Source organism: Klebsiella sp. GB_Kp056 (genome assembly GCF_040064755.1).
GTDB lineage: Bacteria > Pseudomonadota > Gammaproteobacteria > Enterobacterales > Enterobacteriaceae > Klebsiella > Klebsiella quasipneumoniae.
Map to the genome: position 1 here is coordinate 57972 of NZ_JBEAJA010000071.1, position 25858 is coordinate 83829.

28 protein-coding genes, 1 pseudogene and 1 other annotated feature are annotated in these 25858 nt (G+C 56.7%); of the genes and pseudogenes, 12 read left to right on the forward strand and 17 right to left on the reverse strand.

Going from position 1 to position 25858, the window contains the following annotated elements:
* Positions 1-39: 39 nt before the first annotated feature.
* The 4 genes and pseudogenes from ABLV52_RS24400 to hemP all read left to right on the forward strand — a co-directional run.
* Positions 40-156: pseudogene (locus ABLV52_RS24400) on the forward strand (hypothetical protein); the annotation flags it as partial.
* 147 nt (positions 157-303) lie between these two features.
* On the forward strand, positions 304-1137 hold the full coding sequence (locus ABLV52_RS24405) for a pyruvate, water dikinase regulatory protein (RefSeq protein ID WP_002909061.1): 834 nt from the start codon (positions 304-306) through the stop codon (positions 1135-1137).
* A gap of 154 nt (positions 1138-1291) precedes the next feature.
* Entirely contained in the window at positions 1292-2338 is a 1047-nt protein-coding gene (gene aroH, locus ABLV52_RS24410) for a 3-deoxy-7-phosphoheptulonate synthase AroH (RefSeq protein WP_348891026.1), read from the forward strand.
* A 155-nt stretch (positions 2339-2493) separates the two neighbouring features.
* Positions 2494-2673 carry a hemin uptake protein HemP gene (hemP, locus tag ABLV52_RS24415; RefSeq protein WP_348891027.1) on the forward strand — a complete coding sequence of 60 codons (180 nt, stop codon included), beginning with the start codon at positions 2494-2496 and terminating at the stop codon, positions 2671-2673.
* 29 nt (positions 2674-2702) lie between these two features.
* Here the strand turns inward: hemP and selO are convergent, their stop codons facing one another.
* From selO to ABLV52_RS24435, 4 genes are all read right to left on the reverse strand, one after another.
* Complete coding sequence (gene selO / locus ABLV52_RS24420) at positions 2703-4145, reverse strand: protein adenylyltransferase SelO (RefSeq protein ID WP_048297750.1); 1443 nt, start codon at positions 4143-4145, stop codon at positions 2703-2705.
* A 113-nt stretch (positions 4146-4258) separates the two neighbouring features.
* The gene (locus ABLV52_RS24425; RefSeq protein WP_002909082.1) at positions 4259-4723 is read right to left on the reverse strand and encodes an NlpC/P60 family protein; all 465 of its coding nucleotides are present in this window, start codon (positions 4721-4723) and stop codon (positions 4259-4261) included.
* A gap of 81 nt (positions 4724-4804) precedes the next feature.
* A complete protein-coding gene (btuD, locus tag ABLV52_RS24430) occupies positions 4805-5554 on the reverse strand; it encodes a vitamin B12 ABC transporter ATP-binding protein BtuD (RefSeq protein ID WP_032453263.1) in 750 nt (249 codons plus the stop codon).
* A complete protein-coding gene (locus tag ABLV52_RS24435; RefSeq protein WP_348891028.1) occupies positions 5554-6105 on the reverse strand; it encodes a glutathione peroxidase in 552 nt (183 codons plus the stop codon). Before ABLV52_RS24435 ends, btuD begins: the two co-directional genes overlap by 1 nt.
* A gap of 236 nt (positions 6106-6341) precedes the next feature.
* On the opposite strand from ABLV52_RS24435, the gene ABLV52_RS24440 reads away from it, so the two are divergent.
* Positions 6342-7142, forward strand: coding sequence for a MetQ/NlpA family lipoprotein (locus tag ABLV52_RS24440; RefSeq protein WP_348878579.1), 801 nt, complete (start codon positions 6342-6344; stop codon positions 7140-7142).
* Between the two features lie 45 nt (positions 7143-7187).
* Here ABLV52_RS24440 and btuC read toward each other — a convergent pair whose 3' ends face one another.
* Complete coding sequence (gene btuC, locus ABLV52_RS24445; RefSeq protein ID WP_023290108.1) at positions 7188-8165, reverse strand: vitamin B12 ABC transporter permease BtuC; 978 nt, start codon at positions 8163-8165, stop codon at positions 7188-7190.
* Positions 8166-8286: 121 nt separating this feature from the next.
* Entirely contained in the window at positions 8287-9720 is a 1434-nt protein-coding gene (locus ABLV52_RS24450; protein WP_023290109.1) for a H+/gluconate symporter, read from the reverse strand.
* A 276-nt stretch (positions 9721-9996) separates the two neighbouring features.
* Between ABLV52_RS24450 and ABLV52_RS24455 the strand changes: the two genes are divergently transcribed.
* Genes ABLV52_RS24455 through ABLV52_RS24465 form a run of 3 tightly spaced genes read left to right on the forward strand, consistent with a single transcriptional unit; the run spans position 9997 to position 12564 of the window.
* Positions 9997-10911 (forward strand): LysR family transcriptional regulator, encoded by a 915-nt coding sequence (locus tag ABLV52_RS24455; RefSeq protein WP_023290110.1) that lies wholly within the window; start codon positions 9997-9999, stop codon positions 10909-10911.
* 37 nt (positions 10912-10948) lie between these two features.
* The gene (locus ABLV52_RS24460) at positions 10949-12214 is read left to right on the forward strand and encodes a D-amino acid dehydrogenase (protein WP_348891034.1); all 1266 of its coding nucleotides are present in this window, start codon (positions 10949-10951) and stop codon (positions 12212-12214) included.
* Entirely contained in the window at positions 12211-12564 is a 354-nt protein-coding gene (locus ABLV52_RS24465) for a RidA family protein (protein WP_348891029.1), read from the forward strand. Before ABLV52_RS24460 ends, ABLV52_RS24465 begins: the two co-directional genes overlap by 4 nt.
* Positions 12565-12616: 52 nt before the next feature.
* On the opposite strand, the gene ihfA is transcribed toward ABLV52_RS24465, so the two are convergent.
* The 10 genes from ihfA to ABLV52_RS24515 form a co-directional block, all read right to left on the reverse strand.
* On the reverse strand, positions 12617-12916 hold the full coding sequence (gene ihfA, locus ABLV52_RS24470) for an integration host factor subunit alpha (RefSeq protein WP_002909098.1): 300 nt from the start codon (positions 12914-12916) through the stop codon (positions 12617-12619).
* 4 nt (positions 12917-12920) lie between these two features.
* Entirely contained in the window at positions 12921-15308 is a 2388-nt protein-coding gene (gene pheT, locus ABLV52_RS24475; RefSeq protein ID WP_023290113.1) for a phenylalanine--tRNA ligase subunit beta, read from the reverse strand.
* Positions 15309-15323: 15 nt separating this feature from the next.
* Entirely contained in the window at positions 15324-16307 is a 984-nt protein-coding gene (pheS, locus tag ABLV52_RS24480; RefSeq protein ID WP_002909105.1) for a phenylalanine--tRNA ligase subunit alpha, read from the reverse strand.
* Positions 16308-16370: 63 nt separating this feature from the next.
* Positions 16371-16495, reverse strand: a sequence feature (Phe leader region).
* Positions 16446-16490 (reverse strand): pheST operon leader peptide PheM, encoded by a 45-nt coding sequence (pheM, locus tag ABLV52_RS24485; RefSeq protein WP_001386830.1) that lies wholly within the window; start codon positions 16488-16490, stop codon positions 16446-16448. (Overlaps the previous feature by 45 nt.)
* Positions 16496-16613: 118 nt before the next feature.
* Positions 16614-16970: a 50S ribosomal protein L20 gene (gene rplT / locus ABLV52_RS24490; RefSeq protein WP_000124850.1), complete on the reverse strand. Its 357-nt coding sequence runs from the start codon at positions 16968-16970 to the stop codon at positions 16614-16616.
* A gap of 50 nt (positions 16971-17020) precedes the next feature.
* Positions 17021-17218: a 50S ribosomal protein L35 gene (rpmI, locus tag ABLV52_RS24495; protein WP_001124225.1), complete on the reverse strand. Its 198-nt coding sequence runs from the start codon at positions 17216-17218 to the stop codon at positions 17021-17023.
* Between the two features lie 92 nt (positions 17219-17310).
* Complete coding sequence (gene infC / locus ABLV52_RS24500; protein WP_004189469.1) at positions 17311-17853, reverse strand: translation initiation factor IF-3; 543 nt, start codon at positions 17851-17853, stop codon at positions 17311-17313.
* Between the two features lie 3 nt (positions 17854-17856).
* Entirely contained in the window at positions 17857-19785 is a 1929-nt protein-coding gene (gene thrS, locus ABLV52_RS24505) for a threonine--tRNA ligase (RefSeq protein ID WP_017900777.1), read from the reverse strand.
* A gap of 431 nt (positions 19786-20216) precedes the next feature.
* On the reverse strand, positions 20217-20450 hold the full coding sequence (locus ABLV52_RS24510; protein ID WP_023290114.1) for a hypothetical protein: 234 nt from the start codon (positions 20448-20450) through the stop codon (positions 20217-20219).
* Between the two features lie 269 nt (positions 20451-20719).
* Complete coding sequence (locus ABLV52_RS24515; RefSeq protein WP_004203142.1) at positions 20720-21478, reverse strand: YdiY family protein; 759 nt, start codon at positions 21476-21478, stop codon at positions 20720-20722.
* Positions 21479-21833: 355 nt separating this feature from the next.
* Here ABLV52_RS24515 and pfkB point away from each other — a divergent pair, with 355 nt between their 5' ends.
* The 3 genes from pfkB to ABLV52_RS24530 all read left to right on the forward strand — a co-directional run bounded on the left by pfkB (position 21834) and on the right by ABLV52_RS24530 (position 24122).
* Positions 21834-22766: a 6-phosphofructokinase II gene (gene pfkB / locus ABLV52_RS24520; RefSeq protein ID WP_348891030.1), complete on the forward strand. Its 933-nt coding sequence runs from the start codon at positions 21834-21836 to the stop codon at positions 22764-22766.
* A gap of 93 nt (positions 22767-22859) precedes the next feature.
* Complete coding sequence (gene ghoS, locus ABLV52_RS24525; RefSeq protein WP_023290116.1) at positions 22860-23144, forward strand: type V toxin-antitoxin system endoribonuclease antitoxin GhoS; 285 nt, start codon at positions 22860-22862, stop codon at positions 23142-23144.
* A 105-nt stretch (positions 23145-23249) separates the two neighbouring features.
* Positions 23250-24122, forward strand: coding sequence for a fructosamine kinase family protein (locus ABLV52_RS24530; protein WP_023290117.1), 873 nt, complete (start codon positions 23250-23252; stop codon positions 24120-24122).
* Positions 24123-24165: 43 nt separating this feature from the next.
* Here ABLV52_RS24530 and tonB read toward each other — a convergent pair whose 3' ends face one another.
* Positions 24166-24912: a TonB system transport protein TonB gene (gene tonB, locus ABLV52_RS24535; protein ID WP_032453270.1), complete on the reverse strand. Its 747-nt coding sequence runs from the start codon at positions 24910-24912 to the stop codon at positions 24166-24168.
* Between the two features lie 210 nt (positions 24913-25122).
* Between tonB and ABLV52_RS24540 the strand changes: the two genes are divergently transcribed.
* Positions 25123-25419, forward strand: coding sequence for a YciI family protein (locus tag ABLV52_RS24540; RefSeq protein WP_002910042.1), 297 nt, complete (start codon positions 25123-25125; stop codon positions 25417-25419).
* Positions 25420-25858 lie beyond the last annotated feature (439 nt).

Sequence of the window (25858 nt, forward strand, 5' to 3'; positions counted from 1 at the left end):
AAATTTCACGATCGACTGCAAGATTATCCTGACATATTTATGGTGCTGAAAAAAACGGTGAATCGTTCAAGCAAATTATTTTTTCTTTTTTCGGGCTGTTCCCCCGATATAGATAACTCAATGATTTTTAGGAATTATGACGAAAAACGCTGGAAATTACGGCAAAAAAAAGAAAATGAACCACCCTTTTCATAAAAAACAAAAATAGCGTTTCAATTTTAAGAAGAGACAAATCAAACAGGGATATGCTTAAATTTAATATCCGCTTTCAGGCAATTAAACTCATTATACCGGATGGTCAAAATGGAAAGTGCTGTAGATCGCCACGTATTTTATATTTCTGACGGTACCGCCATTACGGCGGAGGTGCTGGGGCATGCCGTCATGTCGCAATTCCCGGTCGCCATCAGCAGCGTGACCCTGCCGTTTGTGGAAAATATCAGCCGCGCGCGGGCGGTGAAAGAGCAGATCGACGCCATTTATCAGCAAACAGGCATCCGCCCGCTGGTGTTCTATTCCATCGTTATTCCGGAGATCCGCGATATCATTCTGCAAAGCGAGGGCTTTTGTCAGGATATAGTTCAGGCGCTGGTGGCCCCGCTGCAGCAGGAGCTCAACCTCGACCCGACGCCAGTGGCCCACCGCACCCACGGCCTGAACCCCGGGAACCTGATCAAATACGATGCGCGCATCGCCGCCATCGATTACACCCTCGCCCATGACGATGGCATCTCGCTGCGCAACCTTGACCAGGCGCAGGTGATCCTCCTCGGCGTGTCGCGCTGCGGCAAGACGCCCACCAGTCTGTACCTCGCTATGCAGTACGGCATTCGCGCCGCCAACTATCCGTTTATCGCCGACGATATGGACAATCTGGTTCTGCCGGCGTCGCTGAAACCCCTGCAGCATAAGATGTTCGGCCTGACCATCAATCCGGAGCGTCTGGCGGCGATCCGCGAGGAGCGCCGGGAGAACAGCCGCTACGCTTCGCTGCGCCAGTGTCGGATGGAAGTGACCGAAGTGGAGGCGCTGTATCGTAAGAATAAAATCCCCTGCCTGAACAGCACCAACTATTCCGTTGAGGAAATAGCGACAAAAATCATGGACATCATGGGGCTGAATCGCAGGATGTACTAATACACTAGTACATTATTAAAAATTTGTTTATGCTATCACCCGTGGCCTATACAGGATCATGCCCTGCTCTTGCAATAAGCAGGGATTGGTTTATCGTGATGCGCATCACTTCCCGGCATTTTCGCTGGCGAAGAAACAGATTTTTGAGACCCCAATGAATAAAACAGACGAATTGCGTACCGCGCGCATTGAAAGCCTGGTAACGCCCGCGGAGCTGGCCCAGCGCCATCCCGTCACCGCCGACGTGGCCGCCCACGTCTCGGCCTCCCGTCGCCGCATTGAAAAAATCCTCAACGGCGAAGACCGCCGCCTGCTGGTGATTATCGGCCCCTGCTCCATTCACGACACCGACGCGGCGATGGAGTATGCCCGCCGCCTGCAGACCATGCGCGAGCGCTACCAGCCGCAGCTGGAGATCGTGATGCGCACCTACTTTGAAAAACCCCGTACCGTGGTGGGCTGGAAAGGCTTAATCTCCGACCCGGACCTCAACGGCAGCTATCGGGTCAACCACGGTATTGAACTGGCACGGCGCCTGCTGCTGCAGGTTAATGAGCTGGGGGTGCCGACGGCCACCGAGTTTCTCGATATGGTGACCGGTCAGTTTATCGCCGATCTCATCAGCTGGGGAGCCATCGGGGCGCGCACCACGGAAAGCCAGATCCACCGTGAAATGGCCTCGGCGCTCTCCTGCCCGGTCGGGTTTAAAAACGGTACCGACGGCAATACGCGCATCGCCGTAGACGCCATCCGCGCCTCCCGCGCCAGCCATATGTTCCTCTCTCCGGACAAGCAGGGGCAGATGACGATTTACCAGACCAGCGGCAACCCGTACGGGCATATCATTATGCGCGGCGGCAAACGGCCGAACTATCACGCCGAGGATATCGCCGCCGCCGGCGAGGCGCTGCGTGAATTCAATCTGCCGGAGCAGCTGGTGGTCGACTTCAGCCATGGCAACTGCCAGAAGCAGCATCGCCGTCAGCTGGAGGTGTGCGCCGATATCTGTCAGCAAATTCGCGCGGGCTCTACCGCCATCGCCGGCGTTATGGCGGAGAGCTTCCTGCAGGAAGGGACCCAGAAAGTGGTTCCCGGCCAGCCGCTGGCCTGGGGCCAGTCGATCACCGATCCCTGCCTGAGCTGGGAAGACAGCGAACGTTTATTGAGCGAACTGGCGGCCGCCACGGCCACCCGTCTGTGACCGCTCCGCCCGCCGCGCCTGCGGTGGGCGATCTCCTTCTCCCATTCCCCTACCAAATTCGGTAACACGATAAATAACGCTTGCCGTCAAAAACAACATTATTGATAATGATTATCATTGTTGCTTTGATTTTTATTTTGAGAGCTATGACGCGTATGGATAACACTGCCACAGCTGAAAAACCAAAAGACAATGCCCCCTATCCCGTGGAGACGGACAGACAGATCAGCAGTCGGGTTCTGTTAGGCAGCGAAGGACGGGTAGTCATTGAGCATGGCGGCCAGCGCTATCTGCTGCGCCAGACCCACGCCGGGAAGTTGATCCTGACCAAATAATCGCCCCGCAGCGCGCGGGGCGAGGCGAGTTAGCTCGAGCAGCTGACTTCCAGACGTTTACCCCAGTCCGGCGGCCGGCGGACGTAGTCGTCCTCGCGATCGGTGAAGGGATCGGCCAGCGCGGCATGCAGACGTTCCAGCTCCCCCATATCGCCAGCCTCAGCCTGCTCGATCGCCCGCTGCGCCAGCCAGTTACGTAACACCAGCGCCGGGTTGACGCCCTGCATCCGCTGCTGGCGCTGGGCATCCTCCACCTGTTCATCACGAAGCCGCGCGCGATATCCGGCGAACCAGCTGTCGAATGTCGTTCGGTCGATAAACTCGTCGCGCAGCGGCGAGGCCGCGCTGAGCTGTTCGCTGTGGCTCAGCAGGCGGAACGTTCGGGTATAGTCGCTTCTCTCGCGGATCATCAGGGCAAACAGACCGTCGAGCAGATCGTTATCCCCTTTCTGCTGAGTGAACAGGCCAAGTTTGTCGCGCATCCGCTGGCCATAGGCGGTCAGCAAGGCGTGCTGATACTCATCCAGCGCCGCGTTCAGCGCTTCGGCGCTGATAAACGGCGACAGCGACTGGGCCAGACGCTGCAGATTCCACAGCCCCACCGCCGGCTGGTTTTCAAAACTGTAGCGCCCCTGGTAATCGGAGTGGTTGCAGATAAAGTCCGGCTGAAAATCGTCAAGGAAGCCATACGGCCCGTAGTCGATGGTCAAACCGAGAATTGACATGTTGTCGGTATTCATCACCCCATGGGCAAAGCCCACGGTTTGCCAGCTGGCGATGGTCTGCGCGGTACGCGTGACAACGTCACGGAACCATAACAGGTACTTGTCCGCTTCATCCTGCAGCTGCGGCCAGTGGTGACGAATGACATAATCGGCCAGCTGCTGAACCTTCTGCGGCTCGCGACGATAGTAAAAATGTTCGAAATGACCAAAGCGGACATGGCTCTCGGCCACCCGCATCAGCATCGCGCCAGGCTCCACGCGCTCGCGGTAGACCGGGGTATCGCTGGTGACCATCGCCAGGGCGCGCGTCGTCGGGATCCCCAGGGCGTGCATCGCCTCCGACGCCAGGCTTTCCCGGATCGTCGAGCGCAGCACGGCGCGGCCATCCCCCATCCGTGAATAGGGGGTCAGGCCGGCGCCTTTCAGATGCCAGTCGTAACGGCGGCCATCCGCCAGCTGCTGCTCACCGAGCAGGATCCCGCGTCCGTCGCCCAGCTGGCCGGCCCAGGCGCCAAACTGATGGCCACTGTAAACCTGCGCCAGCGGCGACATGCCCGGGAGCAGCGCTTCGCCGCCCCAGACGCCGGCCCCGCTTTCCGGCGCAAACAGCGCGTCAGGGACGCCCAGCTGTTGCGCCAGCGGAGCGTTGCGCCAGATGAGTCGGGCGTTATCGAGCGGCGTCGGTGACAGGGAAGTGTAAAAGTCCGGCAGTTCATCCCGCCAGTGGGTGGTAAAAGAAAGGGTCATGGTTCCTCCTCTCTCCAGTGTAGTGCCTGGAACAGCGGATTAACACGGGCGGAGTGCAGGGTTATCGGCATAAAAAAGGGAAGCGCTCGCTTCCCTCCGGCCGCTGAATGATGTCAGATACGCCGCGCCTGCCAGAATTTTTTGTTCCAGTAGACGTTATCCAGCGAGGAACGGGTGACGCCCTGACTGGTGGAGGCATGAATAAACTGGTTATCGGTATCGTAGATGCCGACGTGCAGGCCGCTTTCGCCTGAGCCGGTTTTGAAGAACACCAGATCGCCGGGCAGCAGATCGCGCTTATCAATTCGGGTGCCGATTTCCGCCTGCTCGCGGGTTTCGCGCGGCAGCTGGAGGGCAAATTTATCGCGAAACGTGCGCACCACAAAGCCGGAGCAGTCGACGCCGCGCGGCGTCATGCCGCCGTAGCGATACGGTGCGCCGCGCCAGCTGCGCAGCTGCTCGTTCAGATTCGCCACCACCGTAATGGAGTCAGCCAGCCGAGGATTCGGCGGCGGTGCCCGATGGCTGCTGCAGCCGGCTAAAATTAACGCCGCCGCCAACATGAACCAGAAGCGCATTTCAGATGATCCCTCTGTCCCTAGTCTCTTTATCGCAATAATTTAGCTTGTTTATCAATATAGTGACAAGATAACTGCGTGCTACTGTGACGCGATGAGCATAATATGACCGGCCACCTCCACGCGCTGGAACGGGATCGCATAGGCAGCGGTTAAATTTTCCTCGTTCAGCACCTCGGCGGTCTCCCCGCAGGCGATGGCTTCCCCCTGGCAGAGCAGCCAGCTCTGTCCGGCATGGCGCAAAGTGTGGTTGAGATCGTGACTGCTCATCACCACCGCGATTCCCGCCGCGCTCAGCTCGCGTAACAGCCGATCCAGCGCCGCCTGCTGGGCCACATCCAGACTGTTCATCGGCTCATCCAGCAGCAGCAGCTGACCCGCGGGATTGCTTAAGGGATCGATCTGCAGGATCACTGCCGCCAGCCGCACGCGCTGCCACTCGCCGCCCGACAGCTGATTGACCTGACGGCCCAGCTTATTGTCAAGGCCAAGCCTGGCCGCGATATCGTTCACCCGGGCGCTGTCGCCCTGCTGCTGCCTGTGCAGCGCCAGATAGTGCCACACCGGCATGGCGAACGGCGGGGTCTGCTGCTGGCACAGATATCCGCGGCGGCGCGCCAGCTCCGTCGCCGGCCACTCGTCAAGCAACCGTCCGTTAAAATGAATCGTGCCGGGGCCGTCGGACAGCCCCGCCATGCGGGCCAGCAGCGTGCTCTTCCCTGCGCCGTTCGGCCCCACCAGGTGAACGATCTCCCCGGCGCGAAAGGCCGCAGAAAACGGGGCCAGACGCCCCGCCGCTTCTACATCCTGTAGCTGCATCAGAAACGACATTATTTCGCCAGCGCTCCTTTAATCGCCGCCACCAGCTGCGGATCGTCCGGCGTCATATCCGGAGAGAAGCGTTGAATGACGTTGCCCTGGCGATCGATGAGGAATTTTTCGAAATTCCACAGAATGTCGTCCACGTACAGCGGCGCGCGGCCCTTGCTGGCCATCCGCTCATAAAAACCGCTGCCTTCCGGGGCCACCGCCTTCGGCGCGGCGGCAACCAGCTTTTGATAGAGCGGTGCGCGATGCTCGCCGTTGACGTCAATCTTGCTGAACAGCGGGAAGGTGACGTCGTAGGTGGTGCTGCAGAAGGTCTTAATCTCTTCTTCACTCCCCGGCTCCTGGCCGAGGAACTGGTTGCAGGGGAAGCCCAGCACGCTGAAGCCCTCGCCGGCAAACTGCTTTTGCAGGTCCTCCAGTTGCTCATACTGCGGCGTCAGGCCGCATTTGGAGGCCACATTGACGATCAGCAGTACCTTGCCGGCAAAGGATGCCAGGGTGGTTTTCTCGCCATCAATGGTCGTCACTTCGGTATTCAGAATGTCATGTTGCATAGCCTGTCCTCAATGGATAAACCGGTTTCCGGTGAAGGTGATCCCTATCTACTGTAGCGGATTCAGCGCCCGCCATTCTACTGCCAATCCCCGCGAGTTGTCGCATGATGTAACAGCGCTTCGCTGCCCGTCGGCAACATGAAATCCTCTCAATTGGGCAGGCACCTATTTACGTGTACAGTGTTCCATGAATGTAATATGGTTTCGTTACTTGTTAATTTAAGAGAGTTTTGTTGATGAAGAAGTTGTTTAGCCTGGCATTAATCGCCGCCTCTGTCGCCCTGCTGAGCGCCTGCTCTCCGGATGAAGATAATAAAGTGAAAGTCGCTATCAATACCGGGCCGGACGAAGCCATCTGGAAAGTGGTGGAGCAAGTGGCGAAGGATAAATATCACCTCGACGTCGAAGTGGTCTCCTTCAATGATTACGTGTTGCCTAACGAAGCGCTGAACAACAAAGATGTGGATGCCAACGCCTTCCAGACCCTGCCGTACCTTGAGGCGCAGTCGAAAGAGCGCGGCTATAAATTCGCGGTGGTCGGTAAAACCTTTGTCTTCCCTATTGCCGCCTATTCACAGCGCATCAAAAATATCAGCGAGCTCCCCGAGGGAGCGACGGTGACCATCTCTAATGAAACCACCACCCTGGGCCGCAGCCTGCTGCTGCTTCAGGCGCAGGGGCTGCTCAAGCTGAAACCGGGCGTCGGCTATTTACCCACCACGCTGGATATCATCGACAACCCGAAACAGCTGAAGATTGTGGAGGTGGATACCCCGCAGCTGACCCGCACCCTGGATGACCCGAACGTCAGCCTGTCAATCATTAACACCAACTTCTCCGCCCAGGCGGGCCTGTCGGCCGCCCGCGACGGCCTGTTCATGGAGGGACCAGATTCCCCTTACGTGAATGCGATTGTCGCCCGCGAGGATAACAAGGACAGCAAGAAAATTCAGGAACTGAAAGCCGCCTTCCAGACCAGTGAAGTCGCGGAAAAAGCGAAGGAAGTCTACAAAGGCGACGCGATCAAAGGCTGGTAAGCCCGAGCCGGCGCCGTCCCTGCAGACGGCGTCGCGCTATTCCCGTCACCGCGAGCGCAGCAGCAACCAGATAAAGACCGGCGCGCCCAGCGTCGCCGTCACCACGCCAATCGGCAGCTCAGCGGCGGAAAGCGCCAGCCGGGCGATAATATCCGCCCCCAGCAAGGCGCTTGCCCCTGCCAGCATGCAGGCCGGGAGCAAGACCCGGTGATCGCTCAAGCCGCATAGCCGCAGAATGTGCGGAATTACCAGGCCGATAAAGCCAATCGCCCCCGCCAGCGCCACGCTCACGCCGACCATCCAGCCGGTCGCCACCACCAGCAGCTTACGCCACAGCCACAGCGGCAGCCCGAGCTGACGGGCGGAGACTTCGCCCAGCGCCAGTAAATTCAGGGGTTGCGACTGCAGACAGACCCAGCAGAGCGCTGGCAGGAGGGCTATCATCAGCCACAGCTGCTGCCAGTCGACGCCGCCAAACCCGCCCATCATCCAGTACATCAGCTGACGCAGATCAAAAGAGGTGGAGAAGTAGACCGCCCAGGTCATCAGGGCGCTGCAGATGATCCCCAGCGCCACCCCCGCCAGCAGCAGGCGGCTGGTGGAAAGATGGCGGCGGGCAAAACGCAGCAGAATAAAGGTGATCAGCAGCGCGCCCAGGATCGCGCACAGCCCGAGCGCCCAGCCCGGTAACAGGCCTTTACCCAGCAGGACGGCGGCAATCAGCCCGACGCCCGCGCCGTTGGAGACGCCCAGCAGACCCGGCTCCGCCAGCGGATTTTCAAACAGCGCCTGCATTATCGCCCCGGAGAGCGCCAGCGCCGCCCCCACCAGCAGCACCGCCAGGGTCCGCGGCAGGCGGATCTGCCAGATAAACAGCTGACCTTTGGCGCTGAGCCACTCGCCGGGCGGGATCCATTGATCCCCCGCACACAGGCTGATCAGCAGGGTGACCAGCAGCAACAGCGTTAAACCAAGGAGCCAACGCCGGCTGCGGCGCTGTTGAAGATGGGCGAGAGTCAGCATAGATTCCATTACGCAGTGGGAACAAGAGGCTGATTTTACGGTGGGTGTCGCGGTGAGAAAAGGAAAACCTCACGACCAAACGTCGACGCGGAGGACCCTCCCCCCCGTCGACCATCCCGCTTTACACCAGAATCTGAAACAGCAGCGCGAAGAGAATGATGTTCGCCACCACGATTGCCCAGCCGTTATAGAGCATATACTTCAGATGTGTAGACTGCGCCAGCCCCATCTGGCCGAACATGTCCGATGAGGGAAACGGCCCGAACCAGTCCACCTGAGACGAGGCCAGCAGCACCGCGGTGGTCCCCTGCGGCGGCACGCCGGCGGCCATCAGCATCGGGCCAAAGATTTTATGCGTAAAGGTCATCTGGGCTACCGCCGCGCCGGGTACATGGCCGATAATATTGAACGCGAAGATGCTAAAGCACAGCCAGGCCGGGGAGATCCCCTCCAGCAGCGGCTGGGTATACTCCAGCAGCCCCTGATAGGCGTGCAGGCCATCCATCAGCTCAAGGATCGGGTTATACAGCCAGTAGAGAATAAACATCCACACCAGACGACCGCAGCCGTGATACAGCGCCTGCAGGATCTGCGTCGGCCGCAGGCCGCCCACCAGCCCGGTCATCAGCGCCACCAGCAGCATGACGATAATCGCAAAGCTGAAGCCGGCTTTAATCACCACCCCAACCACCGCCATCACGATGATGGTCGCGGCGAAAGCCAGCGCGCTTAATTTACGCCGGCGCTGCTGCGCGGCGCTAAGGTCCTCTTGCGGCTTTTCCGAGAGATCGACCTCATAGCGCAGTTTGCCTTCGGTCATCTTCTGGATCCGTCCGGCCATGATCCAGCCGGCTAACAGGGTGACGGCGCTCATCGGCAGGCCGACATACAGCAGATAATCCGGATAGCTCAGACCGCCGAGGCTGAGGATCGTCACGGTGCTGGGGGTGAAGGGCCCGGTAAAGAGTCCAACGGAACCGGCGGTCATCATCAGCGCGGCTACCGTCGGCGGCGTTAAGCGTACCGCCGCCGCTACGGGGATAATCACTGCGACAATAATCGCATTGCCGCCGGCCATGGTGCCCAGCGAACCGCAAATTAAAATCGATGACACCACAATGCCGAACTTGACCCGCGTCTGGCTCGACAGCCCAATACGGTGGACCACGAATTTCACCAGTTCAACCGCCGCGCCGGTGCGGGTGGCCACTTCCCCCACGCCGGCGCCGAGCATAATGATAAGCCCGACGGTGGCAATAAATGACCCGGTGGACTTCGCCAGCATCGCGCCCATTTCCGGCAGACCGGTCGAGGTCATGATCATGGCGATAATAATCGAGGAGATGACCGCCAGCACAATATCGACGCCGATCAGCGATAATATCGCTAACGCCACCAGCGGCGTAAATCCCAGCAGGCCAAGCTCACTGCCCGGTCGACCGTGGCACCACAGCGCAATCAACACGAACAGCAGCAATAACAGACCGGTAATAACGTTTTTTCGCGTGATATTTCGTCTGACAGGCGTATTGCCTGCGAGCGTTGAGTCACTCATAACACTCCTTAATGCCAATCAATCCGACCATGATGGTCAAGTGATGTATGGGGGCCAGCTCAGAAAATATCCTCCCTCTTTTTCATTATTGGCCGCGGCCTGAGGGTCTGTTGGGGTACAAAGGAAACGATTCTGAGAGCGTTTTATTCCGCCATCAGGCGGGGCCAGCAGCACAATATGTAACCAATGCGCTGATTGGTGATTAAATTTATGTTAACTTAGTGTTAGTAGAAAATGACTTTTTATCGGTAGGCTATAACCCTGAGTTAACTGTTCATGAAACTGCGTCATCTGGAAATCTTCTATGCCGTCATGACCTGCGGCTCTCTGTCACGGGCGGCGGAATCGCTCAATATCTCCCAGCCAGCGGCCAGCAAAGCGTTAAAAAGCGCCGAACTGAAGCTGGGCTTTACCCTGTTTCAGCGGGTGCGCGGCAAGCTGCTGCCGACCAGCGAGGCGATCACACTTTTCGAAAAAGCGCAGACTATTTATCAGGACCTTGATAACCTGCGCCTGCTGGCCGATAACCTGGCCCGCGATCCGCGCGCCAAAATCACCTTAGGCTGTCTGCCGAGCCTGGGGTTAAGCCTGGTGCCGGAGCTGGTGACCGATTTTTATCAGCAAAACAGCAACCTGGTGATGACGCTCACCACCGAGCACACCGAGACGCTGGTCAGAAAACTGGATTTACGCGAGATAGACTTAGCGCTGACGCTGCAGCCGGTGCAGCAGGGAGAGATCCTTACCACCCTGATTGCCGAAGTGCCGCTGGTCTATATCGACCGTCATTATCGTCAGGGAGCGGTGGATATCAGCCAGATCGACCAGCAGCGCTGGATCTCGCCGGGGCCGCACTCGCTTTCCGCCGCCATCGCCACCCGTCGCGACTTTTCCACTACCCGGCTGAATGTCCAGACCTACTACATGGCCACCGAGTTCGTGAAGCGCGGCATGGGCTGCAGCATTACCGATATCTTTTCCGCCCAGCACAACCTGGCTCCCGAGATGATCCATCCCATTACGCCGCCGATGGCCATTAACCTCTGCCTGCTGCGTCGGGCCGACGTTTCCCTGAGCCCGATGGCGCAAAAATTCGTCGATTTTCTCTGCCAGCGCCTGCGCCAGCAGCTCAAGGAGATTAACCTGCGGTTATACCCTGACCATAAAAAGTCAATTGCGCCGCCAGGGTAAATGCTTTGACATAACCCGATAAATTGAACAGCGGTGGATATATCGGGTTATGAACAAACGCATTGTCATTATCGGCGGCGGCGTGGTCGGTCTGGCCACGGCCTGGGAACTGATCAAGCGCGGCCATCAGGTGCAATTACTGGAGCGCAACGGCGAACCGGCCAGCGCCACCAGTTTTGCCAACGGCGGACAATTAAGTTACCGCTACGTCGCCCCCCTTGCCGACAGCGGCGTTCCCCTGCAGGGGATAAAATGGATGGGCAAAGCCGATTCGCCGCTCAATATGCGTCTCAATATCTCTTTACAGCAGTGGCGCTGGCTGCTGCAGTTCCTGCGCGCCTGTAATAGCCAGACCAATAAAATAAACGGCGCTCATATATTGCGTCTGTCGCTGCTCAGCCGGCAGGTCATGCAGTCGTGGCGGGAAGAGGATAATCTTGCCGATTTTCACTGGCGGCGCAGCGGAAAATTAATTATCCATCGCCGGGAATATGATTTTACTAAAGCGGCAAAAGGGATAGATCCTCAGTACCAGCAGGCGCTGAATGCTGAAGCCTGCCTGCAGCTGGAACCGGCGCTAAAACATATCAGCCCTTCGCTGCAGGGCGGAATTTATTCGCCGGGGGATGAAACGGCGGATTGCCATCAGTTTTGCCTTGCGCTGATCGACAAGCTCACCGCCAGCAGCCGCTTCAGCCTGCTGACCCACTGCGAGGTGCAGCGGCTCGCCAGGCGCGGCGGACGCGTCAGCGCCCTGGAGACCAGCCACGGGACCATCACCGGCGATGAGTACGTCGTCGCCGCCGGCAACGGCAGCGGTCCGCTGCTGGGGCACATGGGCGTTCGCGTGCCGCTCTGTGCCCTGAAGGGGTACAGTCTGACCCTTCCCTATCCGCAGCAGGCGGGCATTGCGCCGGACATCAGCGTCACCGATTACGGTCACAAAATCGTTTATGCCCGCCTGGGCCAGCAGCTGCGCATCGCGGCGATGGTGGACATCGGCTACGACGGCGACACACTGCGCGAGAGCCGCATTCAGGCGCTGAAAAAAATCGTCTCCCGTAGCTTTCCCGAACTCGAGGGGTTGGACCAGGCCGAAGCCTGGACCGGCATGCGCCCCTCAACGCCAGCCGGGCCACCGCTACTGGGACGCGCCGGCTACCCCAACCTGTGGATGAATCTCGGCCAGGGCAGCCTCGGTTTTACCCTCGCCGCCGGCAGCGCGGTGGTGCTGGGCGCGTTAATCGACAATCAGATGCCAGACATTTCTTTAGAAGGTCTCACATGGAAACAAACCGCATGACAATCATTCGCAATCATCCTCAACCTCGTCTTTCCGCCAGCGTTGCGTATGGCAATCTGCTGTTCCTCTCCGGACAGACGCCGAAAAGCAACGAGGAGGACATCGCCTTGCAGACCCGCGAAGTGCTGGAGAAAATCGACGCCCTGCTGGCGGCGGCCGGGAGCGATAAGCGGCACATTCTCTCCGCGCAGATCTGGCTGAAAAATATCGAGCGTGACTTTGTCGCGTTCAATGAGGCATGGGTGGAGTGGATGCCGGAAGGCCATAGCCCGGCGCGCGCGGCCGTGCAGGCGGAGATGGCGCGACCAGAAATCCTGGTGGAGATCATGCTCACCGCCGTTAAAGCGTAAGATTCGACAGAAAAGAAAAAGGCCGCAATGCGGCCTTTTTAATTAGTTCAGATTATTTGTCTTTAGGCGACGCGTTTTCGACACGGCTTTTCAGCTTCTGACCGGGTCTGAAGGTCACCACGCGCCGGGCTGTAATGGGAATATCCTCCCCCGTCTTCGGGTTACGTCCCGGGCGTTGGTTTTTATCCCGCAAATCGAAGTTGCCGAACCCGGAGAGTTTGACCTGTTCTCCGTTTTCCAGAGCACGACGGATCTCTTCGAAAAACAACTCGACCAGTTCTTTGGCATCCCGCTTGCTAAGCCCAAGCTTATCAAACAGATATTCTGACATTTCAGCTTTTGTAAGCGCCATAGGTTCAATCCCTCAATGATGCCTGGAATCGCTCTTTTAATGCCTCTACACATCTGGCAACGGTAGCGGCAATCTCCTCTTCTTCGAGTGTACGGCTGGTATCCTGCAGGATCAGGCTAATCGCAAGGCTCTTATACCCTTCCGCCACACCTTTACCACGGTACACGTCAAATAAGTTTACGCCAACTACCTGATTTACGCCAACTTTCTTACATTCGGCTAAAACATCGGCGGCAGCCACGTTTTCCGCGACCAGCACCGCGATGTCGCGACGGTTCGCCGGGAAGCGGGAAATGTCGCGCGCCTGAGGCACCACGCGGTCTGCGAGCTTGTTCCACTCCAGTTCAAACACCAGAGTGCGACCGTTCAGATCCAGTTTACGTTCCAGCTCAGGATGAACAACCCCAATGAAACCAATGCGTTCACCTTTAAGATAAATCGCTGCGGATTGCCCCGGATGCAGCGCGGTGGTCGCTTCAGCACGGAATTCGATATCCGCTAATTTTCCGGTTAAATCCAGAACGGCTTCCAGATCGCCTTTCAGATCATAGAAATCGACCGTCTCTTTCGCCAGTGTCCAGTGCTCTTCGTAGCGGTTGCCGCAGATCGCCCCGGCCAGCATCACATCCTGACGAATGCCCAGCGGCGCATTGGTGTCCGGCACAAAGCGCAGACCGCTCTCAAAGATGCGAACCCGGCTCTGCTGACGGTTCTGGTTGTAGACCACGGTCCCCAGCAGGCCAGTCCACAGCGACAGGCGCATGGCCGACATTTCGCTGGAGATCGGGCTTGGCAGGATCAGCGCCTCTTCACCGGCGTGGATCAGCTGCTGGACTTTCGGGTCGACGAAGCTGTAGGTGATCACTTCCTGATAGCCTTTGTCATTCAGCAGCGTTTTCACGCGCTTCAGCGACAGGTCGGCTTCACGATGGGTACCCATGATCAGACCCGCCTGCACCGGCTCATCAGGAATGTTGTTGTAGCCATAAACGCGAGCCACTTCCTCGACCAGATCCTCTTCGATCTCCATGTCGAAACGCCAGCTCGGGGCCACCGCCTGCCATTCGCCCTCGCCCACCGTCACTTCGCAGCCGAGGCGCTGAAGAATGTCAGTGACCTGCGCGTCGTCGATATGGTGGCCAATCAGGCGATCCAGTTTGCTACGACGCAGAGTGATGGTGGCGCGTTTTGGCAGGGTCGCTTCGTTGGTCACGTCAATCACCGGGCCGGCTTCGCCGCCGCAGAGGTCGATCAGCAGACGCGTGGCGCGCTCCAGCGCTTTATACTGCAGGGCCGGATCGACGCCGCGCTCATAGCGATGAGAGGCATCGGTGTGCAGGCCGTGACGGCGCGCGCGGCCGGTAATGGACAGCGGGCTGAAGAAGGCACACTCCAGCAGTACGTTCTGGGTTTCGTCGTTAACGCCGGAGTGTTCCCCGCCGAAGATCCCGCCCATTGCCAGCGCTTTGTTGTGGTCAGCAATGACCAGGGTATCGCTGTCGAGCTTCGCTTCGGAGCCATCGAGCAGGACCAGGGTTTCGCCCTCTTTCGCCATGCGCACCACGATCCCGCCTTCGATACGGTCGCGGTCAAAGGCGTGCATCGGCTGGCCCAGCTCAAGCAGCACATAGTTGGTCACGTCAACCACCGCGTCGATGGAGCGGATCCCGCAGCGGCGCAGTTTCTCTTTCATCCACAGCGGCGTCGGCGCTTTGACGTTGATGCCTTTCACCACGCGGCCCAGATAGCGCGGGCACGCCTGCGGGGCGTCAACCTGAATCGGCAGCACATCGTCAATGGTGGCGGCTACCGGGGTGATTTCCGGCGCGTTCAGCGGCGCCTTGTTCAGCACGGCCACATCGCGCGCGACGCCGATGATGCCCAGGCAGTCGGCACGGTTCGGGGTGACGCTGATTTCGATGGTGTTATCGTCAAGCTTCAGATATTCGCGAATATCGGTACCGATCGGCGCATCCGCCGGCAGCTCGATAATTCCGCTATGATCATCGGAAATGCCCAGCTCGGAGAAGGAGCACAGCATCCCCTCTGACGGCTCGCCGCGCAGTTTCGCGGCTTTGATTTTAAAATCGCCCGGCAGCACCGCACCGATGGTCGCCACGGCGACTTTCAGCCCCTGACGGCAGTTTGGCGCGCCGCAGACGATGTCCAGCAGGCGTTCGCCGCCGACGTTGACTTTGGTGACGCGCAGTTTGTCGGCGTTCGGGTGCTGACCGCACTCCACTACTTCACCGACAACGACGCCGTTGAAGCTGCCGGCAACCGGCTCAACGCCGTCCACTTCGAGGCCCGCCATGGTGATCTGATCGGAAAGCGCTTCGCTGTCGATCGCCGGGTTAACCCACTCGCGTAACCACAGTTCACTGAATTTCATTGTTCTGTCCTGCCCTTATTTAAACTGTTTGAGGAAACGCAGATCGTTTTCGAAGAACGCGCGCAGATCGGTGACGCCATAGCGCAGCATGGTCAGACGCTCCATGCCCATGCCGAAGGCGAAGCCGGAGTACACTTCCGGATCGATACCCACGTTGCGCAGCACGTTCGGGTGCACCATCCCGCAGCCCAGCACTTCCAGCCATTTGCCGTTTTTACCCATCACGTCAACTTCCGCGGACGGCTCGGTGAACGGGAAGTAGGACGGACGGAAGCGTACCTGCAGATCTTCTTCAAAGAAGTTGTTCAGGAAGTCGTGCAGGGTTCCTTTCAGGTTGGTGAAGCTGATGTTTTTATCAACGATCAGACCTTCCATCTGATGGAACATCGGGGTGTGGGTCTGATCGTAGTCGTTACGATAGACGCGGCCCGGCGCGATAATACGGATGGGCGGCTGCTGGTTTTCCATGGTGCGGATCTGCACGCCGGAGGTCTGGGTGCGCAGCAGGCGAGTGGCATCGAACCAGAAAGTGTCGTGGTCAGCGCGCGCCGGATGGTGGCCCGGGATATTCAGCGCATCGAAGTTGTGGTAATCATCTTCGATTTCCGGGCCCGTCGCCACGGTAAAGCCGAGCTCACCGAAGAAACTTTCAATACGGTCGATGGTGCGGGTGACCGGATGCAGACCGCCATTCTCAATGCGGCGGCCCGGCAGCGAAACGTCGATGGTCTCTGCAGCCAGACGAGCATTCAGCGCCGCGCCTTCCAGTTCGGCTTTGCGCGCGTTCAGCGCCTGCTGTACCTGCTCTTTCGCTTCGTTGATGACCGCACCGGCTGCCGGACGCTCTTCCGGCGGCAACTCACGCAGGGTGGTCATTTGCAGGGTCAGATGCCCTTTCTTACCCAGGTATTCCACGCGGACGTTGTCCAGCGCAGCAACATCTGATGCCTCGTTAATGGCTGCCTTGGCACTGGCAACCAGCTCTGCGAGATGTGACATGGTTTTCCTCATTATGTCGGTGCAGACACCGGTTATAGTGAAATTAATATTCCGAATCCATATACGAAAAAAGCCTCCACAGGGGAGGCTTTCTGGCGCTGTTTTCCGTTTCTTCTTTCACGCGCTAGCCTCCTGAGTTCAGGTGCTAAAGTAAAAAAAGAAGCGGAAAATAGCAGCATTCATGCTTGCATTACCTTGTCTGGTAAGAAACGTCAGACCTGTATTGAAAAGCCTGCGCCGATAAAAGTCAATGTATTGATGGTGTTGAAACGAAAAGAGGGAGACAAGCTCCCTCTTTCAACTGGCTTATGCCAGAGCTGCTTTCGCTTTTTCGACCAGAGCGGTGAACGCTACTTTGTCGAATACGGCGATGTCAGCCAGGATCTTACGGTCGATTTCAACAGAGGCTTTTTTCAGGCCATTGATGAATTTGCTGTAAGAAATACCGTTCTGACGTGCTGCTGCGTTGATACGTGCAATCCACAGTTGACGGAACTGACGTTTACGTTGACGACGGTCACGGTAAGCGTACTGACCAGCTTTGATAACAGCCTGGAAGGCAACGCGGTATACGCGAGAACGCGCACCGTAGTAGCCTTTAGCTTGTTTCAAAATTTTCTTGTGACGTGCACGTGCAATTACACCACGTTTTACGCGAGCCATGTGTGCTCTCCTGTATCTATTCTAAGTTAAAAAAGTTAAACGTTAACGACTTATGCGTACGGCAGGCACGCGATAACCAGGCCCAGATCGCCTTTGGAAACCATGGCTTTCGGACGCAGGTGACGTTTACGCTTGGTAGCTTTTTTAGTCAGAATGTGACGCAGGTTAGCGTGCTTGTGCTTAAAACCACCTTTACCGGTTTTTTTGAAGCGCTTAGCAGCACCGCGTACGGTCTTAATTTTTGGCATTTTAATAACTTCCACTTCGCATTGTTAATAAACGAAACAAAGGCGAACAAAACCAGTGAGCCGAAGCCCACCGGAAATGTTTCTTGATGGCCTTACTGTTTCTTCTTAGGAGCGAGCACCATGATCATCTGGCGGCCTTCGATCTTCGTTGGGAAGGATTCGACTACTGCCAGTTCAACCAGATCGTCTTTCACGCGGTTAAGCACTTCCATACCGATCTGCTGGTGGGCCATCTCACGACCGCGGAAACGCAGCGTGATTTTGGCCTTATCGCCATCTTCGAGAAAGCGAATCAGGCTGCGGAGTTTTACCTGATAGTCACCTTCATCAGTACCAGGGCGGAATTTAATTTCCTTAACCTGGATAACTTTCTGCTTCTTCTTCTGTTCCTTAGAAGACTTACTCTTTTCATAAAGGAACTTGCCGTAGTCCATGATACGACAAACTGGCGGCTCGGCGTTAGGGCTGATTTCAACTAAATCTACTCCAGCCTCTTCAGCCTTTTCGATAGCTTCTCTCAGACTCACAATACCCAGCTGCTCACCTTCCAGACCTGTTAAGCGAACTTCCTGGGCGCGAATCTCGCCATTGATACGATTCGGACGTGCCGTTTGAACTCGTTTTCCGCCTTTAATACCTTATTCCTCCAGTTGTTGAAGACTGCGGCTGCGAATCTCTTGTTGCAGCTTCTCGATCACTTCATTTACGTCCATGCTGCCGAGGTCTTTCCCGCGACGGGTGCGCACGGCCACTTTGCCGGCTTCGACTTCTTTGTCGCCACAGACCAACATATACGGGACACGACGTAAAGTGTGCTCGCGGATTTTAAAGCCAATCTTCTCATTTCTCAAGTCTGCTTTTACACGAATGCCCGCATTTTGTAGTTTACGCGTCAATTCGTTAACGTATTCAGCCTGAGAATCGGTGATATTCATGACCACCACCTGCACTGGTGCAATCCAGGTTGGGAAGAAGCCAGCGAACTCTTCGGTCAGGATGCCAATGAAGCGCTCCAGAGAACCGAGAATCGCACGGTGGATCATGACCGGCACCTGACGCTCGTTGTTTTCGCCCACATAGGAGGCGCTTAAACGCTGCGGCAGAGAGAAGTCCAGCTGTACCGTACCGCACTGCCATGCACGATCGAGGCAGTCATACAGGGTAAATTCAATTTTCGGGCCGTAGAACGCCCCTTCACCCAGTTGATATTCAAATGGGATATTATTTTCTTCCAGCGCCACCGCCAGATCCGCTTCCGCGCGATCCCAAGTCTCGTCGCTGCCGATACGTTTTTCCGGGCGAGTCGACAGTTTGACGACGATCTTCTCGAAGCCAAAGGTGCTGTACATATCATAAACCATACGAATACAGGCGTTCACTTCATCGCGAACCTGATCTTCAGTACAGAAGATATGCGCATCATCCTGGGTAAAGCCGCGAACGCGCATCAGACCGTGCAGCGCGCCTGATGGTTCGTTACGGTGGCAGCTACCAAACTCCGCCATACGCAGCGGCAGATCGCGGTAGGATTTCAGCCCCTGGTTGAAGATCTGCACGTGGCCCGGGCAGTTCATCGGCTTAATGCAGTATTCACGGTTCTCAGAAGAGGTAGTGAACATCGCATCTTTGTAGTTGTCCCAGTGGCCGGTTTTTTCCCACAGCACACGGTCCATCATGAACGGACCTTTGACTTCCTGGTACTGATACTCTTTCAGTTTCGAACGGACAAAGGTTTCCAGTTCACGGAAGATAGTCCAGCCGTCGTTGTGCCAGAACACCATCCCAGGCGCCTCTTCCTGCATATGATACAGGTCGAGCTGCTTACCGATTTTACGGTGGTCGCGCTTGGCGGCTTCTTCCAGACGCTGCAGATAAGCATTCAGCGCTTTTTTATCTGCCCACGCGGTGCCGTAGATACGCTGCAACATTTTATTGTTGCTGTCGCCGCGCCAGTAGGCACCGGCGGTTTTCATCAGCTTGAAGTGATGGCAGAAGCGCATGTTCGGCACGTGCGGACCGCGGCACATATCGATATATTCTTCATGATGATACAGGCCAGGCTTGTCATCATGGGCAATGTTTTCGTCAAGAATAGAAACTTTATAGCTTTCGCCGCGCTTCACGAAGGTTTCACGCGCTTCGTGCCAGCTCACTTTCTTCTTGATGACATCGTAGTTTTTCTCGGCGAGCTCATGCATACGTTTTTCGAGCGCGTCGATATCTTCCTGAGTCAGGGTATGGTCGAGGTCTACGTCATAGTAGAAGCCATTATCAACAACCGGACCGATAGCCATTTTGGTGTTGGGCCACAGCTGCTTGATGGCATGACCTAACAGGTGCGCGCAGGAGTGACGAATGATCTCCAGCCCTTCTTCATCTTTAGCCGTGATAATAGAGAGGGTGGAATCAGTTTCAATCGGGTCGCAAGCGTCTACCAGTTCACCGTTTACCCGCCCGGCGATGGTGGCTTTCGCCAGACCCGGGCCGATATCCAGCGCGACGTCCATCGGGCTGACAGCGTGATCAAAATGGCGTTGGCTGCCATCAGGAAGCGTAATTACAGGCATTTTATGTCCTTATTTGCAGTGGTGCCCCACACGAAAGAGCACATACAAAAGTATATAATCATCATTATCATCAGGTTAAGGCGCAGTTCCCGCTTCACTCTGCGAAAAGAGGAGCACGACCGGAGCGATCGTTCCCGCCTGCTGCCGCCTGCTGATAACACCGGGGAGTAGTTTACACATCATTGGTACGTGATTAAAGCCGTAATAGCATAAATGATGGCGGAATGTGGAGAAAACAAGAGCCGCGCGGATAAAAGCAGAATATCCGCCAGGAAGACGCGATAATAATCACCAGCGAAGCCGGATGATATTATGCGGACAAACTAAAAGAGACGCCTTGATATTGCCTGCGTGATGTTTAGCGCGGGTCGTTAAACCGGTACCACTCTACCCGGCTTAATAGTCCGCCCGTGAAGCAGTAGCCTGCGATATTAAGACCACTCGCCTGCTACCAGCGTATGCACATTAAAGGCATCGCTCATGGATTGTCCGGTACTACGGGAACCGGGGGCAATATTCGAACCGGCCTCAACGTCGGTTGCTTTGGCGATACCTACCTGCGTATGGTCCTGGTTACCCGACGGCGGAACTGGCGTGGCGGCTGATGCGCCAAAGGAAAGCACGCACAGCGCCAGGGCTGCGATGGTAAATTGGCTGTTTTTCATGATGTTTATTCTCTTATTACGGAAGACGGACCGAACAATGTCGCCATTCGGTCAGTGACTCTTAGTATAGATCCAGATCACATATTTGTCCGTCGAATATTTAGCTTTTCGTGTCAAATAGAATGAATATTTGTCAGCAAACGGAGAATAATGGAGAAAAGATGGAGGCCCGTTTCTTTTTATAAAAACTAAAACGAATTGCCAGAAAAAATAATGTCACTTATTGCTAAATCTAAAACGATCAGGCCGGGAAACCCGGCCTGAAAATATTACATCTTATACCCGAGGGAGAGCGAGGTCCGGCGATCGGTATGCTCCGGCGCAGACGCAGGCGGCTCCGAGTTCCAGGTGACGTTGTACGCCACTTTCAGCGCAAAGTGGGCGTTAATCGCCACGTTTAACGCGCTCTCTGAGTTGACCGTGGTGTCCTCGGCGCCAAACACCGATACCCCTTGAGTAAATTTGGCGTTGTCGGTCATCTGCCAGGCCCAGGTTCCGGAGGCGTAACCCAGCGGCTGAGTGTCGGTATCCCCGTCGGTGTATTCGTCATAGCGGACGCCAGGACCAAATTCAAACCGCAGGCTATGCACTGGTCCGTTGAGGATTTGACGACCATAGCCCGCCGTCAGAACATCGCGCTGCTGATAGCCGTTGTAGCGGTCGGTTAGCCAACTGCCCTGCCCAAAGACGTAGTTCATATCGGTCAGGTTATAGCGGCTACGGCCACCGACAGCATATTTCTCTGAGGAGCGCTCATCGTTGGACGAGGTGTTGCTGGCGTTGCCCCACAGCGACCAGGCGGTGGTATTGCCATACCAGGTCAGGGTGGAATCGGCCGTCATTGAGGAGTTCTTGGTGTTGCCGGACTGCGCCAGGTAACCTGCGTTGACCACTCCTTCGAACGGTTTTTTGGCAGCGGAAGGGTCATCCATGACGGTAAATACAGAATCATCGGCCATTGCGCCAACAGACGCAAAAAGCCCCCCCGCCAGCATGACCGCTGCGGGTACTGTCTTTAAAAGCTTCATTATAACTCTCTAAAATACATTTTTTAGGACAGTACAAATGATGAACAGGCGTCACTTTGCCGGCTCATTGAATTTAGCGTCCGTACAACATAAAAGAGACCTGTGGGTCCCGGAAACTTTCGCGAGGATCGCGGAGTGCAGGTCCTAAGAAAGGTAGCAAATTATAAAAAAGCACGAATAACATAGCAATCACTTACTCTTTCGTTTTTTGAATAAGACAGCTCCGGAAACAATCTTTATTTCATAATGAAAATACAGGCTTCTTTGCAAATCTCTCAGGGACAGCACTTTCCCTCCCTGGATCATCGTGCCATGCTTAAATAAAGTACAGTCGCCGTATTAAGGAGGAGAAGGAATGACCAAAATTTATACGCTCACGCTGGCCCCCTCGCTGGATAGCGCCACCCAAACCCCGCAGATCTACCCGGAAGGGAAACTCCGCTGCAGCGCGCCGGTATTTGAACCCGGCGGCGGTGGGATCAACGTCGCCCGCGCCGTGACCTTTCTCGGCGGGAAAGCCACCGCCATTTTCCCTATTGGCGGCGCCACCGGCGAGCACCTTGCCGCCCTGCTGGCCGATGAGCAGGTGCCGGTCGAGACCGTCGAAACCCGCGACTGGACGCGACAGAACCTGCACGTTCACGTAGCCACCAGCGGCGAACAGTATCGCTTTGTGATGCCCGGCGCCGCGCTGACAGACGATGAATTCCGCCGTCTGGAAGAGAAAGTCCTGACCATCGATCCCGGCTCTCTGCTGGTGATCAGCGGCAGTCTGCCGCCAGGTATCAGCGTCGAAAATCTGATGCAGCTGGTTAAGCATGCGCAACAGCAGGGCCTGCGCTGCATTATCGACAGCTCCGGCGACGCGCTGGCCGCCGCGCTGGACGTCGGCAATATTGAATTAGTGAAGCCAAACCAGAAAGAGCTCAGCGCCCTCGTGCAGCGCGATCTGAGCCAGCCCGATGACGTCCGCCTTGCCGCTCAGTCGTTGATCCAGTCCGGTAAAGTTCGCCGGGTGGTGGTCTCCCTTGGTCCGCAGGGGGCGTTGGGGGTTGACGCCAGCGGCAGTGTTCAGGTGGTGCCGCCGCCAATGAAAAGCCAGAGCACCGTCGGCGCCGGCGACAGCATGGTGGGCGCCATGACCTTACGTCTGGCGGAGAACGCCAGCCTCGAAGACATGGTACGCTTTGGCGTCGCCGCCGGTAGCGCCGCGACCATCAACCAGGGCACCCGCCTCTGCTCGCAGGCCAATACGCAAAAAATCTACGATTATCTCTGCGGGCGTTGATCTCCCCTGCCCCTCCGCGCTGGCGGAGGGGAACCACGATATTTGCAGGATGGTCTATGCTGGAAAGGCCATGCATAACAACGGGGTGTAGAAATGAGCAATGATATTACCGCCTGGGTCGTCAGCGTGAACTTCCACGAACAGGCGCTAACGGAGATCAATGAGGTCAGCAACCATTTTACCCGGGCAGGGTTTGTACTGACGCTCAATGATGAAGAGGGCACTCCCCATGAGCTGGGCACCAATACCTTTGGCCTGCTGAGCGCCCAGGCAGCCGAGGAAGTGAAGGCCCTTAGCGCCGGACTGGCGGAAGCGGCCCTTGGCCGCCCGGCGGAGATCGCCGTCAGCACATTCGCTGAATGGTTAAAAGCTCAATAAGTGCGATTAGCGCAACGTAAAGCGTCAGTTGTGCGTCAGTTCCAGGTTTACCCGGTAGTAATGCGCTAACCTTATGATATGGTGGAAAACATGGGGAGAGACAGCATGTGGCAAGCAATCAGTACTCTTTTACGCGATTGGCATACCGAAGACGCTGAAATCGAACTGAAAACCGAGCTGCCCGGCGGAGAGATCCATTCCGCCTGGCATTTGCGTTTCGGCGGCAAAGATTACTTCGTGAAATGCGACGAACGGGAACTCCTGCCTATCTTCACCGCCGAGGCCGATCAGCTGGAGCTGCTGTCGCGAAGCAAAACTGTTCGCGTACCACAGGTCTTTGCCGTCGGCAGCGATCGCGACTACAGCTTCGTGGTCATGGAATACCTCCCTCCCCGTCCGCTGGATGCGCATAACGCTTTCCTGCTTGGCCAGCAGTTAGCCCACCTGCATCAGTGGAGCGATCAGCCGCAGTTCGGTCTGGATTTTGATAACGATCTTTCCACCACGCCGCAGCCCAACGCCTGGCAACGTCGCTGGTCGGTGTTTTTCGCCGAGCAACGTATCGGCTGGCAGCTGGAGCTGGCGGCGGAGAAAGGGTTGCACTTTGGCGATATCGATACCTTAGTCGATGTGGTACAGCAGCGGCTGGCCAACCATCAGCCGCAACCTTCGCTGCTACACGGGGACCTGTGGTCCGGCAACTGCGCCTTAGGGCCGGATGGCCCCTACATCTTCGACCCGGCCTGCTACTGGGGCGATCGCGAATGTGATTTAGCTATGCTGCCGATGCACCCGGAACAACCTCCGCAGATCTATGACGGCTATCAGTCCGTCTCACCGCTGCCGGCTGGTTTTCTCGAGCGTCAGCCGATCTACCAGCTTTATACCCTGCTGAACCGGGCGATATTGTTCGGTGGCCAGCACCTGGTGACGGTCCAGCAGGCGCTGGACGATGTCTTGATGGAAAAAACGCGTTAGACAAGGTTTACGGCGGACCTCCCCGGTCCGCCGCCCTGCATTATCAGTTAATCTCGACGCCGTTGAGACGGAATTTAATGGTCATCGTCACGCCGGTTCCCGGTTTTGCCTGCTCGTAACGCCATCTGCGCATCGCGCTTTTCACCTCGCGCTCAAACATATTCGCCGGCTGGGCGGAGAGGATCTGCAGATTATCAATTCGGCCATCAGGCGTGACGTCAAACTTCACCCGCACCGTTCCTTCAATGCGCAGCGCCTGAGCGCGCGCCGGATAGGTCGGCTGAACGCGGCTGATCGCCCGCGGGCCGCTCGGGGCAGTGACGGTGGGTTTGGCCGCTGCGGTGGAGGTGCTCGGCGCGGTGCGCGCTGGCGTCGTATTGTTGTTTTCAAACGGTGAAGCCGGACGCGGCTCCGCGGCCGGTTTGACGTCCCGCTTCGGCTGCTCAACCTTTTTCTCCGGCCTGGGCTTCGGTTTAGGTTTGGGCTTCGGCTTAGGTTCTGGTTTATGGATCACCACCGGCGCCTCTTTCGGCGGCTCCGGGACCACCTCAGGTTCCGGCTCCGGTTCAGGTTCAACAACGGGCTGCACGACGGGTTGCGCCGCCGGGGGCGGCTCAAGATCGGCCGGCGCCACCATCGTGATCTCTATCGGCTGCGTCGGGGAAGGCTGTTCAATAACCTGATGTACCGAGGTATAAAGCAGCCCCGCCACAACGGCACCGTGGATAGCCACGGATAACAGCGTTGGCCACGGGAAGCGGCGAGGTAAATCAAGGGTCATTGCGCTCATAGTCGTTTCTGTTGAAAGATGATGCTCCGATTTTAAATGCAAATAGCAATCATATTCAATAAGCCGTCTTAACCTGAGTCAATTTTTGCCACCATTTGCGGAAAAAAGCCGCGTCAGCGGGGCATTCGACGCCGGGGCGCATCTTTGCATTGCAGTCCATCGTCGTTTAACTTAACGTAATTCGCCTGTTTAATGATAAGGAGCTTTGCCGTGCTTTACGTTATCTACGCTGAAGATATCGCCGATTCTCTGGAAAAGCGGCTCTCGGTTCGCCCCGCGCACCTTGCGCGTCTACAACTTTTACATGATGAAGGTCGGCTGCTTACCGCCGGGCCAATGCCGGCCGTTGACAGCAACGAACCGGGCGCAGCCGGATTCAGCGGCTCAACGGTGATCGCTGAGTTTGAATCGCTGGAAGCGGCTCAGGCCTGGGCTAATGACGATCCGTATATCGCCGCCGGCGTCTACCGCCAGGTCTCGGTGAAGCCGTACAAAAAAGTGTTTTGAAAAATATTCCCTTCGATTTTTCTGGTTAACAACAACGCACCAGGCCATCAGATGAAAGGGCGCATTTTGCTACATCACATTAAAATGTCGCCCTTTTTAACCGCACGCAAGCGTTGTCTGTTATCCGCCTGAGACGCCTGGAAGATGAGCACATCCTTTCTCCTTCGACGACATCATCGACCCTCACCTCGCCTTTTGCGGCCATTGAAAATGCTGGACCAAACGTCGACGCCGGGCATGATTTTGAATTGCTAATGTATTGAATCAGTCTGCAACAGAGGTCTTGCATTGGATTTAGCGCTTGCTTTACAAGCCAGCACATCCTGACATCGCCCGGTAAATCCAAAATACAGTTGAAAGAAGATCGTTAAAGAGAGATAGATGCTGACCAACAGATATAAAGGCCTGAAGTAAATAAGCATGCATATCCCGTTCCGCA